Origin of the sequence: Photorhabdus sp. RW14-46 (assembly GCF_963887965.1) — a bacterium.
Lineage (GTDB): Bacteria > Pseudomonadota > Gammaproteobacteria > Enterobacterales > Enterobacteriaceae > Photorhabdus > Photorhabdus laumondii.
On the sequence record NZ_CAWPHH010000011.1, the window covers coordinates 17,141 to 31,584 of the forward strand.

Sequence of the window (14,444 nt, forward strand, 5' to 3'; positions counted from 1 at the left end):
AGCAGTATACCCGAACCTTAAATTTGCCACAAATAATCTGAACGCAAATAAGATATTTTCCACCATACTTTAGCCAAGAAACTCCCCTAATTATTATTTAAATTCATCAGGTTAGTTTATTTAAGAAAAATCGCCCTACTGTAAGCAATTGAAAATCTCAGCTTTGCGGTTATTGCTTCTTAACCTGTTGCCACATTTGTTCCATTTCTTCCAATGTTGCCGCTTCCAAAGTGTGACCTTGCTTCAGGATCAGCTTTTCTACTTCTCTAAATCGATGCTCAAACTTATTGCATGCTTTTTGCAATGCAATTTCCGGTTTGTATCCGAGATGGCGGGATAAGTTCACAACGGCAAACAACAGATCGCCAATCTCTTCTTCCAGATGTTGTTGATCAACCACCGCCTGATGAGCCTCATCCATCACTTCGTCGATCTCTTCATAAACTTTGTCTAACACCGGCCCCAAAGTATCCCAGTCAAAACCAACCGCAGCACAACGTTTCTGTATTTTATACGCTTTCATCAATGCCGGCAGACTTGCAGGAATGTCATCAAGGACCGAATGTAGATCTTTTTGCGCTCTTTCCTGCGCCTTACGTTTTTCCCAACCACTGATAGCCACATCACTGCTGATATCCTGCTGCTGACCGAAAATATGTGGATGGCGGCGCTCCAGCTTATCGCTAATCGCATTACAGATATCATCAAAATCAAACAACTGTTGCTCTTTGCCCATTTCAGCATAGAACACTACCTGAAATAACAGATCACCCAGCTCTTCTTTCAGATCAGAAAAATCACCGCGCTCAATGGCATCAATGACTTCATAAGTCTCTTCTAGCGTATAAGGTGCAATCGTTTTGAATGTCTGCTCTTTGTCCCAAGGACATCCCTGCTGAGGATGGCGCAACTGTGCCATAATCCCCAGTAACCGTTTTATACCCGTCATCTTTCAAGTTGCCTCTTTGTTGGCTGCACTCGCTCACCCCAGTCACATAGTTTGCTATGCTCCCGGGGATTCTCTCCCTTGCCGTCGCGATGCAGCTTGAAATCCATAGGGTTATACCCGTCATCTTTAGTTACCTCTTTGTTGGCTGCACTCGCTCACCCCGGTCACAGTATCCAAATTTTCCCGCGGTCAGTTGCCATGAAGACGTTTAGCTTCAATAACATCCGGTAACTGATTGATTTTCGCCAAAATCCGCCCCAGTACTTGCAGGTTATAAATCTCAATATTCATATCGATGGTAGCAATCTGCTGTTTTACATCGCTGCGGCTACTCACCCCAAGCACGTTCACCTTCTCATTCGCCAGAATCGTGGTGATATCACGCAATAATCCACTGCGATCATTCGCAACAACACGCACAATCAGTGAGTAACCACTGGAATAGCTCTCTCCCCAAACCGCATCCACCACCCTTTCCGGCGCATTTGCCTGCAACTCGGCCAGTTGTTCACAATCAACCCAGTGGATAGAGATCCCTCGGCCACGAGTGATAAAGCCGACAATCTCATCGCCGGGAATGGGCTGGCAGCAACGGGCAATGTGATGCATCAAATTACCCACACCTTCTACCACAATCCGCCCATCATCTTTAGCAGAACTACGCTGTGGATGTGATTTACTCTCTAAATTGCGAAGCGCTTCCCGATCTGCATCCTCTGCGGTGGTTTTCTTAAGTTTGCTTTGTAAGAAATTGACCAACTGGTTAATACGGATATCCCCAACCCCAATTCCCGCCAGTACTTCATCAAGTGTATGGACGTTATAACGGGCAATCAGCAGCTTTTCCGCCTCTTTTAGGCTGATATCCAAGTGCTCCAGTTCGTTATCCAGCATCTGACGACCGGCGATAATGTTTTTATCCCGATCCTGTTTGCGGAACCAGTTGTGGATTTTCGCCCGACCGCGGCTTGTGGTGACATATCCCAAGTTTGGATTTAACCAATCACGACTTGGGTTCGGGTGTTTCTGTGTGATGATTTCAATCTGATCGCCCATTTGCAATTGATAGCTGAATGGCACAATGCGACCACTGATTTTCGCCCCAATACAACGATGCCCCACATCACTGTGAATATGGTAAGCAAAATCCAGCGGCGTGGAACCGGTAGGGAGATCAACAACATCGCCTTTCGGTGTAAATACATATACCCGATCATCAAACACCTGACTGCGAACTTCATCCAGCATCTCACCAGAATCAGCCATCTCTTCCTGCCATGCGATCAGTTTACGTAGCCATGCAATGCGCCCTTCATATCCGACACGACTACCCGCCGCAGCCCCCTCTTTATATTTCCAGTGGGCAGCTATTCCCAATTCTGCATCTTCATGCATCTGACGAGTACGGATCTGGATTTCCAATGTCTTACCACCCGGCCCAAGTACCACAGTATGAATGGATTGATAGCCATTCGGCTTCGGGTTAGCAACATAATCATCGAATTCATCGGGCAAATGACGATAGTGAGTATGTACTATCCCCAAAGCCGCATAACAATCTTGCAAACGTTCAACCACAATCCGCACAGCCCGAACATCAAACAGTTCATCAAATGCCAGTGATTTTTTCTGCATTTTGCGCCAAATGCTGTAGATATGTTTAGGACGCCCGTATATTTCAGTAGTGACGCCCTCCTTGAGCATATGTTTGCGTAATGTATTGACAAAGTAATCAATGTACTGCTCACGATCAATTCGGCGTTCATGCAGTAATTTCGCAATTTTTTTATATTCATCAGGATGGAGATAACGGAAGCAGTAATCCTCAAGTTCCCATTTAAGTTGACCAATACCTAATCGGTTAGCGAGCGGCGCATAAATGTTGGAACACTCTTTCGCAGCCAGTACACGCTCATCTTCAGTCGCCTCTTTAACTTCCCGCAAATGGGCAATCCGCTCTGCCAATTTGATAATGACACAACGAAAATCTTCCACCATTGCCAGTAGCATCCGGCGAACATTATCAACCTGTACAGAGCAGATTGAATCGTGATGAGTGGCTTTTAACTGGCGAATGGCATCCATTTCCATAACACCTTTCACCAGATTGGTAATCGCGCTGCCAAACGCCTCGGTAACGGTTTCATCACCGAGTAATTTGGCATCCATTAACGGGAACAGTAACGCCGCACGCATACTGTCGCTATCCATACTTAACGTGGAGAGGATCTCAACCATCTCTACACCACGCCATAACAGAAGTTCTGAATCAGGATGATTTTGCGCTTTTTCGTGACAATAACGCCAGGTTTCGGCTAATTTCTCACCCAATTGAAGATTGGCTATATTTAAACTCGCGATCCACCTGTTTACTGCAAACTCTCCCGCAGGGGTTAAATGAGCACTTCTTACCGCAACCATAATCTCTCCCGACTACTTCATAACTTCTACCCAACCACGATCTAACGACTAAATAGCGCCATTGACTCCAGATGACCTGTATGCGGAAACATATCCAGCATCCGCACACTGATAATTTGATAGCCAGCCTCAAGCAGAATCTTACTGTCCCGCGCCAATGTTGTTGGATTACAAGAGACGTAGACTACTTTCTCTGGCACCAGCTCAACAATGTGTGACATGACTCCTACCGCCCCAGCACGCGCCGGATCTAATAAAACCTTGTTAAACCCCAGTTTAGCCCAAGGTTGATGATGTATGTCAGCTTCCAGGTTTTCATGGCAGAAAGATATGTTATCCAAATTATTTATTTTGGCATTATATTGCCCATTAGCCACCAACGTGGCAACCCCTTCGACTCCGACTACAGATTGCACTATGCGACCAATAGGTAAGGTAAAATTCCCCATTCCACAGAATAGATCAAGCACGTTATCATTCGGTTGCAAATCGAGCCACTCTATCGCCTGAGCAACCATTTGTTGATTCACCTGATCGTTAACCTGAATAAAATCTCTTGGACTGAAAACCAGTTTCAGTCCATCTACCTGATACCAAGGTTCCGGCGGTTCATTCAGTGATTCAAGTGAAGTTTCATCCGCCGCCAGATAGACAGCGACATTATGTTGCACGGAAAATGTGCCTAGTTTCTCTTTATCTTCCCGCTTCAAGGGATCAAGATGGCGCAATATCATCAATGGGCCATTATCTGCTAGCACCAACTCCACATGCCCCAACCGTTTAACCGCTTTCAAACTATTCAGACACTGAGATAATGGCTGTAATAACTGTTCCAATTCAGGTCGCAAAACCGGGCACTCTTTTATAGCAACTAATTCATTGGATTGATTTTGACGAAATCCTATCACCAGTTGGCGCTGTTTTATTTGATAATGTAAACCAAGCCTTGCCCGGCGCCGATAACCATATTCAGGGCCAAGAATCACCGGTTTGGCAGAAACCGTTACACCAGTTTCTCGCCTAATCAGGTGTTCGAGAACGCTGGCTTTACTTTCACGTTGTAAATCTGGTGCAACATGTTGTTGCTGACAACCGCCACATACTCCAAAATGAGGACAACGGGGATTCACACGATATGGACTGTCAGATAAACGCTTAACCAACTTTGCTTTTGCAAACTGTCGCTTCTCTTCCGTTAGTTGTACCTGTGCCTGTTCACCGGGCAATAACCCGGCGACAAAAATAGTTTTACCCTGATGGCGAGCTACGCCCTGCCCCTGGGCATCCAGATTATCAGCGGTAACTGTGATGATATGTCGATTTACCGTTCGACGATTGGGGGAATAAAATTGCACCATGATTCTTACGGACTATGAATTATTAAGTTCTTATTTTCCCATAATGGACGATTATGACCAAATATAGCTTACGCATCCGCATGATGAGCCTGATCCTAGTGCCAATTTTACTGGTTGGCATGTTTTTCAGTATCTCATTTCTCTGTTATCACTATCGTGAACTGGAGAACCAAATTGTTCGATCCGGGATCAGTATTATTGAACCCCTGTCGATCGCCAGTGAAATTGGCATCAACCTGCATAACCGTGAAAGCGTCAATTCATTGATCACCCGGCTTCATCGCAGAAATTCTGAGATAGTTCGGGCGATTGCCATTTTTAACGATGATAATCAGCTATTTGATATCTCAAACTATAAATACAATTCAGCGCAACTACAGATCTCGCCAGATATGCCTCTGCCAACCACCCTGACAAAAACGGAGGTTAAAAACAGTATTATTTTACGTATGCCCATTATTTCAGAACACCATCTGTCCCAAAATCAGCCGCATTCTGACACCCCATCTTTACGTCCGATTGGCTATATTGCCATTGATCTTGATTTACGGTCAGCTCACTTACAGCAATATAAAGAGATCGTTATTTTTATATTACTCTTACTCATTTGCCTTGGCTGGGCATCGCTGTTCGCCTACCATTTGGTTCGTAAAATCACAAAACCTATCAGCGATATCGTCAGTACTGTCGATAGAATTCGCCAAGGGCAATTAAACAGCCGTGTCAGTGGGAAATATTTTGGTGAATTAGATATGCTGAAAAATGGCATTAATGCAATGGCAAAATCGCTCTCCAGCTATAAAGAAGAGATGCAAAATGATATTGATCAAGCAACGTCAGATCTGCGGGAAACAATGGAACAATTCGAAATTCAGAACGTTGAACTGGCAATAGCGAAAAAACGTGCGCAGGATGCGGCCAGAATAAAAACGGAATTTCTGGCAAATATGTCTCATGAATTACGCACACCACTTAATGGCGTCATTGGCTTTACCCGCCAAACACTGAAAACACCTTTAACAATACAGCAAACTGAATATCTGTATATTATCGAGCGCTCTGCTAATCATCTACTGAACATTATCAATGATATATTGGATTTTTCGCGGCTTGAAGCGGATAAATTGGTATTGGAAAACGTTCCATTCCTTCTACAAGATACGATTGATGAGGTCATGGTATTACTGACACTCAGCGCCAAAAGTAAGAATATTCAGCTAACTCACCATGTTGATCCCCAAATACCGAATCTGGTCGTAGGCGACCCTACACGCCTACAGCAAATATTCACCAATATTATCGGTAACGCGATTAAATTCACCGACCAAGGTTCTGTGGAGATAAAGATCAATCTGCTACAACAGAAACACCATAAAATCAATTTAGAGATTACGGTCAGCGATACAGGTATTGGTATCAGTCCTGAACAGCAACCTCATCTATTTCAGGCTTTTCATCAAGCAAATGCCAGTATTTCCCGCCATTATGGCGGTACCGGCCTCGGTCTGGTCATTACACGGAAACTAATCCAAGAAATGGGCGGAAATATCAGCTTTACCAGTGAGCCGAAAAAAGGTTCTGTTTTCCGTTTTGATTTATGGCTAGGAAAAGACGATTTCATTCTAACCGGCTCAGTTGTACCACAAAAGACGCTTATCCATCCCCCACGTTTACCGATGACAGTCATGGCCGTTGACGATAATCCAGCTAACCTCAAACTAATAGGTTCATTACTAGACGAAATCGTGGAAAAAACCGTGCTATGTAACAGTGGAGAAGAAGCTTTACAGTCAGCAGCCTCTCACCATTTTGATCTTATTCTGATGGATATTCATATGCCAGGTATGGATGGCATCTGTACTTCCAACCACATCCACCAGCTACCGCAACACTACAGTACACCGATCATTGCAGTTACCGCTTATACCTGCCGACCAAAGAGCGATACATACTCTCCATTTGAGGATTTCCTGACCAAACCTCTCGATGAACATCGTCTGAGAGTCGTGTTAGATCGCTACGTTAAAACACCAAAATCACAACATATTAACTGGCCATTAGCACTACAACAGGCCACCGGAAAAGAACCGTTGGCTATAGATATGCTGCAAATGTTGGTAGATTTACTGCCAACCATTAAAACAATCACAGAAAAAGTTTTGTCAGGGGAAACGGTGGAAAATTACCAGCAGCAGATCCATAAACTACACGGTAGCTGCTGTTATAGCGGCGTGCCACAACTTAAAGCCCTCTGCCAATTAATTGAACAACAATTACAACAAGGTGTCCAATTAACCGATATAGAACCTGAATTGTTGGAACTGACAGATGAAATTGATCATGTCCTTACCGCCGCCCAAAAGATATTGAGTCGCGGCTAGAACATTCTAGAACATTAAGTGCACACAATAAATTTGCGATACTCCTCATAAACATAATTATCTGTCATGCCACTGATGTAATCCTGAATAAGACGAGCGCGATAATAGAATTCGAGCAAGTCTTTTTCAGCTTGATCAGTGGCAACAATTTTCTCTACTGCTTCACCATAAGCCAGACGATGCTTGGTGGAAAGTTTGTGTAGCAGCCGGGTTTCCATAAAATAATCTTTGTGGAAATTGTTCTGATTCAGTTCCACAAAATCCTGACGGGGCATTTTCAATAATGGGTAGTAAAAATCCAATAGTCCATTGATGATTCTGTACCCCTGTAACTCTAATTTTTCAATCTCTGGATGATTAAACACTCTCTTACAAGCAATGTTTTTCAATGTCTTAAGTAACCGATGCTCCTCGCTCTTATCTTCAAGTAGCGCTTGATTAAATGAGCCCTCAAAAACAGCCGGCAAATGATCAATAAAACGACGAGCAGTATAAGGAACAAGTTTGCCGGTAATATAAACCCGCAGATACATAAAAAATTGATCCTGCTGGCTTCGACGTAATTCGTTACCGTGAGTTCCCTTGTACGCCTTCCTGACCGTTAAGTCGAATAGATCCCCGGCCCGATGACCGCCATTTTCTTGCCACTCCTGTTCCAAATATCCCATCAGTGTATCGACGCTGAAAATCGCTTTTTCAACAGCATCATCCAAATCGGCAATGCAATAAGAGATATCATCTGCTGCTTCCATAATATAAGTCAGTGGGAAGCGACAGAACTCACCCATTTTAAGCTCACGACGTAATTCGCGAACAAAATGCTCCTCCGACCAATAAAAACCTGGCTTTTTCATCAAATAATTAAATTGATTTGGTATTTCTTCAAGACGAAAAGCAGGGCAAGTATATTTTAGAATACAACCAAGCTGGGCATAAGTCAGATTGAGTTTTAATAAGCTATGCACCATACGGATAGCCTGAGCATTCCCTTCAAACTGACATAAATCTTTACGCAACTGGCGACGAAAGCGATCTTTTTTCACATCACCACATAAACGCAATGCGGAGATTTCACATCGATCTTCCCGCTTAATATTTTCCAGGGAAAAATTAAGATCGAGCTTTTTGGCAAACCAATCTTTAATTGCCGCTTCACCAAAATGACCAAATGGTGGATTACCAATATCGTGCATTAAACAAGCCATTTCAATCAAACTTTCAAATGATAATAGCCGTTTATCCAACCCGTAATCGGCCAGCAAATGACGCGTTTTCAATTCATTAATAATCGTTTTCGAAATATAGCGCCCAACCTGTTGCACTTCTAATGAATGTGTCAAGCGACTGCGGACAGCGGCATTATTTTCCAGCGGAAAAACCTGTGTTTTTTGCTGTAAACGACGAATAGCCGCTGAATTCATAATCCGCCCACGATCGCTTTCAAATTGGCGAATAACCTGCTCTTCATCATTAGGATCAACATGATACTGACGGTATTTACGCTGATAGTTAAGCTTCTGACTAAAGTCTATCCCGGACATTTATCCCTCCAACTTGTGAGATAGCACTGTTTTACACCACAGATTATCTGATTGTTCCGTATTAGATGTTAAACTCAAACATGGAATGATTTTATATGATTAATTAATCAACAGCGAGTATGACATCATGAAAGTAGGCGTGATAGGTGCTATGGAACAAGAAGTGACGTTACTGCGCAATCAAATTGAAGATCGCCAAACACTGTCACGAGGTGGCTGCGAAATCTATACCGGTAAACTCAACGGCGTGGAGATCGCACTGTTAAAATCTGGTATTGGTAAAGTTTCTGCTGCAATTGGTACAACTTTACTGCTTGAACATTGTCAGCCTGATGTGATTATTAATACCGGATCTGCCGGTGGCCTTGATCCGAAATTACAAATCGGTGATATCGTGGTATCCCGTGAAGTTCGCTATCACGACGCTGATGTTACCGCTTTCGGTTATGAACCCGGTCAAATGGCGCAATGCCCTGCGGCTTTTGTGGCGGATGACCAGCTAATTGATCTGGCAGAAAAATGTATTCATTCACTGAATCTGAATGCAGTACGTGGGCTAATTTGCAGTGGTGATGCATTTATTAACGGCGCAGAACCACTAGCACGTATCCGAGCCACTTTCCCACAAGTGACGGCGGTAGAAATGGAAGCCGCAGCAATAGGGCATGTCTGCCATCAATATAACACGCCATTTGTGGTGGTACGTGCTATCTCTGATGTGGCAGATAAAGAATCTCATATCAGTTTTGATGAATTTCTTGCCGTGGCAGCTCGCCAATCTACATTAATGGTCAACGCCATGCTGGCAACGCTGAGTAAAGATAAATAATATACCCGTTATCCTTCAAGTTGCCTCTTTGTTGGCTGCACTCTCTCACCCCGGTCACATAGTTATCTATGCTCCCGGGGATTCGCTCCCTTGCCGCCGCGATGCATCTTGAAATCCATAGGGTATATATTACCGACACGCCCTAATTAATATTTTCGGGCGTGTTTACGGGCGATATATTTCATGTTTTAAAGAGCGTACATCTATGAAATGGATAAAAAGCACGGGTTCAATTGGATTATCGCTTTTACTGTTTCTCAGCAGTTTCAGCCATTCTCTGTATGCTGCTCCCTTACGGGTAATCAGTTTATCTCCGTCAACGACAGAATTAGCCTATGCCGCCGGGCTAGGTGACAATCTGATTGCCGCCAGCGCCTACTCTGATTATCCCCCTCAAGCCCGTAAACTTGAGCAAGTCGCTAACTGGCAAGGCATCAATCTGGAACGCATTATTACCCTTAAACCTGAGCTGATTCTGGCATGGCGTGGTGGTAATCCCCAACGTCCACTGGAACAACTTGCTGCTTTCGGCATTAAAATCTTTTATTCCGACCCCACAACCATCGAACAGATAGCGCAGGATTTAGAACGACTCGCTGAATATAGTCCTCATCCAGAACAAGCAAAAAAATCCGCGACTGAACTTCGCCAACGATTTGCCAATTTGCAACAACAATATGCCACTACAACCCCCAAACCGGCCTTTTTACAATTCGGTACTTATCCTCTGTTCACTACTTCAGGACAGACACTGCAAAGTGAAGTGCTTTCAATCTGTGGCGGCAGAAATATTTTTGCCAACAGCCCTGTTCCCTGGCCTCAAGTCAGTCGTGAACAAGTACTCATCAGGAAACCTGAAATAATTGTTATCAGTGGTGGGCAAGAACAGGTCAAATTAATTGAAAATTTCTGGCATCCACAATTGCGTGCCAAAGTCATTACATTACATGAAGATTGGTTTCACCGCGCGGGACCGCGCATCATTCTGGCAGCCGAACAGCTATGCCAGCAATTGAACGATAATGGTTCCTGATCAATCAGAAACATTTAAAGGATGACAAAAATATCCCGCAAACAGGTCATATGATATTCACAGACCTATCGCGGGAAATCGCCTGAAATCAGATACTGAAAGAAGAACCACAACCACAGGTTGTCTTCGCATTAGGGTTGGTGACGATAAAACGTGAACCTTCCAGACCTTCGGTATAATCAACACAACCGCCAACTAAATATTGTAGGCTCATCGGATCAACAACCAACTCCACACCCTGTTTCTCAATGGTCATATCACCTTCATTTATTTGATCATCAAAGGTAAAACCATACTGAAAGCCACTGCATCCGCCACCGGTGATATAAACCCGTAAACGCAAGTTTGGGTTTTCTTCATCCGAAACCAAGATTTTCACTTTGTTAGCCGCGGCATCCGTAAACTGCAAAGGTAATACGATATCATCGCTCATCATTTTTACTCCAGACTGGAACTCGGCAAAAATATTCAGAAGAGAACAAAAATTTGCCGATCATTAATAACTCGAATTATCCAATACCTGATTAGTTCGTTCAAGTTTTGTCATTTCAATAACACACGAACCGCCAAAAAGTTATCGCGCATTTGTTTACCATCGCGGCTACCTTGAGTGACAAACGTGGGTCTTGTAGTTAAACCCTCCATTAATCAATTAACAATTAAGAAAGAAAAAATATTGATTTATCATCATGATTAGTTACTTTATTGAATGTTTTTCAAAGTAACCATTATGGAGTTCCTATGCGAAAAATGTTGCCACTGATGCTTGCTGTCACCTTGACAGGTTGTACCGCTCATAGCAAACAAGCCGATATTGACAGCTATACCTCGAAAAAAATTAATGAAATTATAGAAAACCAGGTAAAACCGGGAAACAAAGAGAATCCCGGTGAAATAATAAAAGACGTCTCTTATCAATTCCTGGGCACACCTTATGCCGCAAACAAACTTATTGGCTCCCCTACTGAACCTGAAAAATTAGTTATCGACTTCAACGGACTAGACTGCTTTACTTTCCTTGATTATGTCGAATCGCTAAGGAAATCCAACGACCAAAGTGATTTTGTAAAAAATCTCATCCAGACAAGATATATCGACGGAAAGATTCGCTTTTTGCAAAGAAAACATTTCTTTACAGACTGGTCAACCAGAGAAAAATTAAATGCCAAAGATGTAACGGATGAAATAAGTTCTTCTTACATTGCAATCACAAAAAGCCTGAATAAAAAGGCTGATGGTAGCGAATACATCCCCGGACTAGGTGTTACCAAAAGAGATATCAAATATATTCCCGGTGATAAGATCAATGATGCGGTTATTAAGAACCTAAAAACAGGCGATTATATAGGAATATATACCCATCTTGCCGGATTGGATGTCACACATACCGGGATTTTTATTATGACAGATCACGGCCCAATGCTAAGGAATGCATCTTCACTTGCTGCGAATAAAAAAGTTGTCGATTCACCATTTCTTGATTACGTAAAGAATAAACCCGGAATTATCGTTCTAAGAGCATTATAATCCGAGGGGCAAACGACAAACCCTCTTAAAAATAGATTCAGGAGCCTTTCATGAGCCAATCCGACATCCTCTATTCTCAGGCAAAACAACTTATTCCCGGCGGCGTCAACTCTCCGGTACGTGCATTTAATGGTGTTGGCGGTACTCCGCTGTTTATCAAACATGCTGATGGCGCTTATCTCTATGATGTTGATGGTAAAGCCTATATCGATTATGTCGGTTCCTGGGGACCCATGGTGTTGGGACATAACCACAGCGCTATCCGTAATGCTGTTATCAAAGCCGCGGAGCAAGGATTGAGTTTTGGCGCGCCCACCGCCGCTGAAGTGAAAATGGCGCAATTGGTGACTGAACTAGTGCCATCGATGGATATGGTACGCATGGTTAACTCAGGTACAGAGGCGACCATGAGTGCTATCCGTCTGGCCCGTGGTTATACCCATCGCGATAAGATCATCAAATTCGAAGGTTGCTATCACGGCCACGCTGATTGCCTGCTGGTGAAAGCCGGTTCTGGCGCATTGACCATCGGCCAACCCAACTCTCCGGGGGTTCCGGTTGATTTCGTCAAACATACGCTAACCTGTACCTATAACGATTTGAGTTCAGTTCGAGAAGCGTTTGAACAATATCCACAAGAGATCGCCTGTATTATCGTCGAACCGGTTGCGGGTAATATGAACTGCGTACCGCCACAACCAGAATTCCTCCCCGGTCTGCGTGCGCTGTGTGATGAGTTCGGTGCTCTGTTGATTATTGATGAAGTGATGACCGGTTTCCGCGTCGCTCTATCCGGTGCACAATCTTATTACGATGTCGAACCCGATATAACTTGCCTTGGCAAAATCATTGGCGGCGGTATGCCCGTTGGCGCTTTCGGTGGACGTTATGAAGTGATGGAGAAATTAGCACCAACTGGCCCTGTCTATCAAGCGGGAACCCTATCCGGCAATCCGATTGCAATGGCTGCCGGTCTTGCTTGTCTGAAAGAAGTGTCTCAACCCGGTGTACATCAGCGTTTGACTGAGCTAACAGATAATCTGGCTGCTGGCCTGACGAAATCAGCAAAAGTGGCCGGTATTCCTCTGGTGGTTAACCATGTCGGCGGTATGTTTGGCATTTTCTTTACTGATGCAGAAACCGTCACTTGCTATCAGGATGTGATGAATTGCGATATTGAGCGTTTTAAACATTTCTTCCACCTGATGCTTGATGAAGGAGTTTATTTAGCGCCTTCTGCATTTGAAGCGGGTTTTATGTCTATTGCTCATACTGATGAAGATATTCAGCGTACTGTCAATGCAGCCGCTCGCTGCTTTGCCAAGCTGAAATAATTTCTTTGTTTTCAAATAATAGCGCCGTATTTTTACGGCGCTCATTCTTGCCATCCTTCGAATGGATCACAAGATTGTTCTTGCTGACACCGCTCATCTTTACTCAGAAAATCGTCGGGAATAATAGTTGTTCCCTTCAATGCCGCAAAAAATCCAGCCCAATCGTGTGGCTTACAGGACAGTATTACATCTCCTGTCTTAGGATCTTTTCGAATAAAAACTTCATCAGAGTCAAACCGATAAGCTGCTGGCAAACATACCGCTTGACGCTTCCCATCCATAAACAATTTAGCTTTATGGCTCATACAACCTCCTGATATTGATTGGAATATCCCAAAGCCTATCACAGATCTTGATACATAAATCAAAAGAGATTTGATAATCATAAACTGATAAATCAATTTGATGTCACACTCACCGCTACGATTGCTACTGAAATATCGTAACTTGAATCATAGGCTCAGCGCCGTAGTAGGCAACAAAGACATCACCAGAACAATTTTTGCTTATGCTAAGGGAAGAAGAATTTATATACTTCGCACATTTATACCCGTCATCTTTCAAGTTGCTTCTTTGTTGGCTGCACTCACTCACCCCGGTCACATAGTTTGCCGCCGCGATGCATCTTGAAATCCATAGGGTATATAAAGAAAACCCCGAAGACTCCACCGACAGAAATCAAACTGGCATTACAAAGATTAGAGGAAATGACAGATGAAAGTTAAGGGTATTCCATTTTCAGAAGTGAAGGCGCAAGCCCTCTCATCCCCCAAAGCTCAGGCCGCTTATGAAGCTGCTAAACAGGAAGAAGAACTCTACGAGCTCATTCAAAACATGAAACAGAAAGCAGGTATTAATAGTTCGCAGTTAGCCGAACGACTAGGAGTTACTCCACCGGCAGTAGCTAAGGTTGAAAAAAACCCAATGAAAGCAAGTATTGCAACACTTGAACGCTATGCAGCAGCCTGTGGAGTAAATCTCAAAATTACTATCGCATAATACGTTAATCCCAATACCTGATATCTTAATCAAACTTCATGGTAAAGAATGACGGGTATATATATACAGCGG

The 14,444-nt window shown here is 43.5% G+C and carries 14 protein-coding genes and 1 pseudogene; 7 read left to right on the forward strand and 8 right to left on the reverse strand.

Annotation, left to right across the window (positions count from 1 at the left end):
* Positions 1–169: 169 nt before the first annotated feature.
* The 4 genes from mazG to rlmD all read right to left on the reverse strand — a co-directional run bounded on the left by mazG (position 170) and on the right by rlmD (position 4,728).
* Positions 170–919 carry a nucleoside triphosphate pyrophosphohydrolase gene (gene mazG, locus AACQ38_RS11355; RefSeq protein WP_242685566.1) on the reverse strand — a complete coding sequence of 250 codons (750 nt, stop codon included), beginning with the start codon at positions 917–919 and terminating at the stop codon, positions 170–172.
* On the reverse strand, positions 825–1,073 hold the full coding sequence (locus AACQ38_RS11360; protein WP_242685567.1) for a hypothetical protein: 249 nt from the start codon (positions 1,071–1,073) through the stop codon (positions 825–827). Before AACQ38_RS11360 ends, mazG begins: the two co-directional genes overlap by 95 nt.
* Before the next feature lie 65 nt (positions 1,074–1,138).
* Positions 1,139–3,370 carry a GTP diphosphokinase gene (gene relA / locus AACQ38_RS11365; RefSeq protein WP_011145275.1) on the reverse strand — a complete coding sequence of 744 codons (2,232 nt, stop codon included), beginning with the start codon at positions 3,368–3,370 and terminating at the stop codon, positions 1,139–1,141.
* Positions 3,371–3,411: 41 nt separating this feature from the next.
* Positions 3,412–4,728: a 23S rRNA (uracil(1939)-C(5))-methyltransferase RlmD gene (rlmD, locus tag AACQ38_RS11370; protein ID WP_165578154.1), complete on the reverse strand. Its 1,317-nt coding sequence runs from the start codon at positions 4,726–4,728 to the stop codon at positions 3,412–3,414.
* Positions 4,729–4,781: 53 nt separating this feature from the next.
* Here rlmD and AACQ38_RS11375 point away from each other — a divergent pair, with 53 nt between their 5' ends.
* Positions 4,782–7,109, forward strand: a complete 2,328-nt coding sequence (locus tag AACQ38_RS11375; RefSeq protein WP_165578155.1) for an ATP-binding protein — start codon at positions 4,782–4,784, stop codon at positions 7,107–7,109.
* A gap of 14 nt (positions 7,110–7,123) precedes the next feature.
* Here AACQ38_RS11375 and dgt read toward each other — a convergent pair whose 3' ends face one another.
* A complete protein-coding gene (gene dgt, locus AACQ38_RS11380; protein WP_165578156.1) occupies positions 7,124–8,650 on the reverse strand; it encodes a dGTPase in 1,527 nt (508 codons plus the stop codon).
* A gap of 127 nt (positions 8,651–8,777) precedes the next feature.
* Here dgt and mtnN point away from each other — a divergent pair, with 127 nt between their 5' ends.
* Entirely contained in the window at positions 8,778–9,479 is a 702-nt protein-coding gene (gene mtnN, locus AACQ38_RS11385; RefSeq protein ID WP_165578157.1) for a 5'-methylthioadenosine/S-adenosylhomocysteine nucleosidase, read from the forward strand.
* On the opposite strand, the gene AACQ38_RS11390 is transcribed toward mtnN, so the two are convergent.
* Positions 9,442–9,618: a hypothetical protein gene (locus AACQ38_RS11390; protein WP_162265302.1), complete on the reverse strand. Its 177-nt coding sequence runs from the start codon at positions 9,616–9,618 to the stop codon at positions 9,442–9,444. The genes mtnN and AACQ38_RS11390 overlap by 38 nt on opposite strands.
* A gap of 66 nt (positions 9,619–9,684) precedes the next feature.
* Between AACQ38_RS11390 and btuF the strand changes: the two genes are divergently transcribed.
* Positions 9,685–10,512 carry a vitamin B12 ABC transporter substrate-binding protein BtuF gene (gene btuF, locus AACQ38_RS11395; RefSeq protein WP_058588997.1) on the forward strand — a complete coding sequence of 276 codons (828 nt, stop codon included), beginning with the start codon at positions 9,685–9,687 and terminating at the stop codon, positions 10,510–10,512.
* 88 nt (positions 10,513–10,600) lie between these two features.
* On the opposite strand, the gene erpA is transcribed toward btuF, so the two are convergent.
* Positions 10,601–10,945 (reverse strand): iron-sulfur cluster insertion protein ErpA, encoded by a 345-nt coding sequence (erpA, locus tag AACQ38_RS11400; protein ID WP_041380619.1) that lies wholly within the window; start codon positions 10,943–10,945, stop codon positions 10,601–10,603.
* 308 nt (positions 10,946–11,253) lie between these two features.
* Here erpA and AACQ38_RS11405 point away from each other — a divergent pair, with 308 nt between their 5' ends.
* Positions 11,254–12,039, forward strand: a complete 786-nt coding sequence (locus AACQ38_RS11405; protein ID WP_058588998.1) for a DUF1460 domain-containing protein — start codon at positions 11,254–11,256, stop codon at positions 12,037–12,039.
* 50 nt (positions 12,040–12,089) lie between these two features.
* Positions 12,090–13,373, forward strand: coding sequence for a glutamate-1-semialdehyde 2,1-aminomutase (gene hemL, locus AACQ38_RS11410; RefSeq protein ID WP_165578158.1), 1,284 nt, complete (start codon positions 12,090–12,092; stop codon positions 13,371–13,373).
* A gap of 41 nt (positions 13,374–13,414) precedes the next feature.
* Here hemL and AACQ38_RS11415 read toward each other — a convergent pair whose 3' ends face one another.
* Positions 13,415–13,678 carry an antitoxin gene (locus AACQ38_RS11415; protein WP_165578159.1) on the reverse strand — a complete coding sequence of 88 codons (264 nt, stop codon included), beginning with the start codon at positions 13,676–13,678 and terminating at the stop codon, positions 13,415–13,417.
* Between the two features lie 166 nt (positions 13,679–13,844).
* Between AACQ38_RS11415 and AACQ38_RS11420 the strand changes: the two are divergent.
* Positions 13,845–14,098, forward strand: a pseudogene (locus tag AACQ38_RS11420) (hypothetical protein); the annotation flags it as partial.
* Positions 14,088–14,372: a helix-turn-helix domain-containing protein gene (locus AACQ38_RS11425; protein WP_165578160.1), complete on the forward strand. Its 285-nt coding sequence runs from the start codon at positions 14,088–14,090 to the stop codon at positions 14,370–14,372. The pseudogene AACQ38_RS11420 and the gene AACQ38_RS11425, both read left to right, overlap by 11 nt.
* The last annotated feature ends 72 nt before the right edge of the window (positions 14,373–14,444 follow it).

What these genes read in the sequence shown, in the direction of transcription:
- mazG (WP_242685566.1), bottom strand. Translation starts at nt 919, where the DNA reads ATGGCACAGTTGCGCCATCCTCAGCAGGGATGTCCTTGGGACAAAGAG.
- AACQ38_RS11360 (WP_242685567.1), bottom strand. Translation starts at nt 1,073, where the DNA reads ATGACGGGTATAACCCTATGGATTTCAAGCTGCATCGCGACGGCAAGG.
- relA (WP_011145275.1), bottom strand. Translation starts at nt 3,370, where the DNA reads ATGGTTGCGGTAAGAAGTGCTCATTTAACCCCTGCGGGAGAGTTTGCA.
- rlmD (WP_165578154.1), bottom strand. Translation starts at nt 4,728, where the DNA reads ATGGTGCAATTTTATTCCCCCAATCGTCGAACGGTAAATCGACATATC.
- AACQ38_RS11375 (WP_165578155.1), top strand. Translation starts at nt 4,782, where the DNA reads ATGACCAAATATAGCTTACGCATCCGCATGATGAGCCTGATCCTAGTG.
- dgt (WP_165578156.1), bottom strand. Translation starts at nt 8,650, where the DNA reads ATGTCCGGGATAGACTTTAGTCAGAAGCTTAACTATCAGCGTAAATAC.
- mtnN (WP_165578157.1), top strand. Translation starts at nt 8,778, where the DNA reads ATGAAAGTAGGCGTGATAGGTGCTATGGAACAAGAAGTGACGTTACTG.
- btuF (WP_058588997.1), top strand. Translation starts at nt 9,685, where the DNA reads ATGAAATGGATAAAAAGCACGGGTTCAATTGGATTATCGCTTTTACTG.
- erpA (WP_041380619.1), bottom strand. Translation starts at nt 10,945, where the DNA reads ATGAGCGATGATATCGTATTACCTTTGCAGTTTACGGATGCCGCGGCT.
- AACQ38_RS11405 (WP_058588998.1), top strand. Translation starts at nt 11,254, where the DNA reads ATGCGAAAAATGTTGCCACTGATGCTTGCTGTCACCTTGACAGGTTGT.
- hemL (WP_165578158.1), top strand. Translation starts at nt 12,090, where the DNA reads ATGAGCCAATCCGACATCCTCTATTCTCAGGCAAAACAACTTATTCCC.
- AACQ38_RS11415 (WP_165578159.1), bottom strand. Translation starts at nt 13,678, where the DNA reads ATGAGCCATAAAGCTAAATTGTTTATGGATGGGAAGCGTCAAGCGGTA.
- AACQ38_RS11425 (WP_165578160.1), top strand. Translation starts at nt 14,088, where the DNA reads ATGAAAGTTAAGGGTATTCCATTTTCAGAAGTGAAGGCGCAAGCCCTC.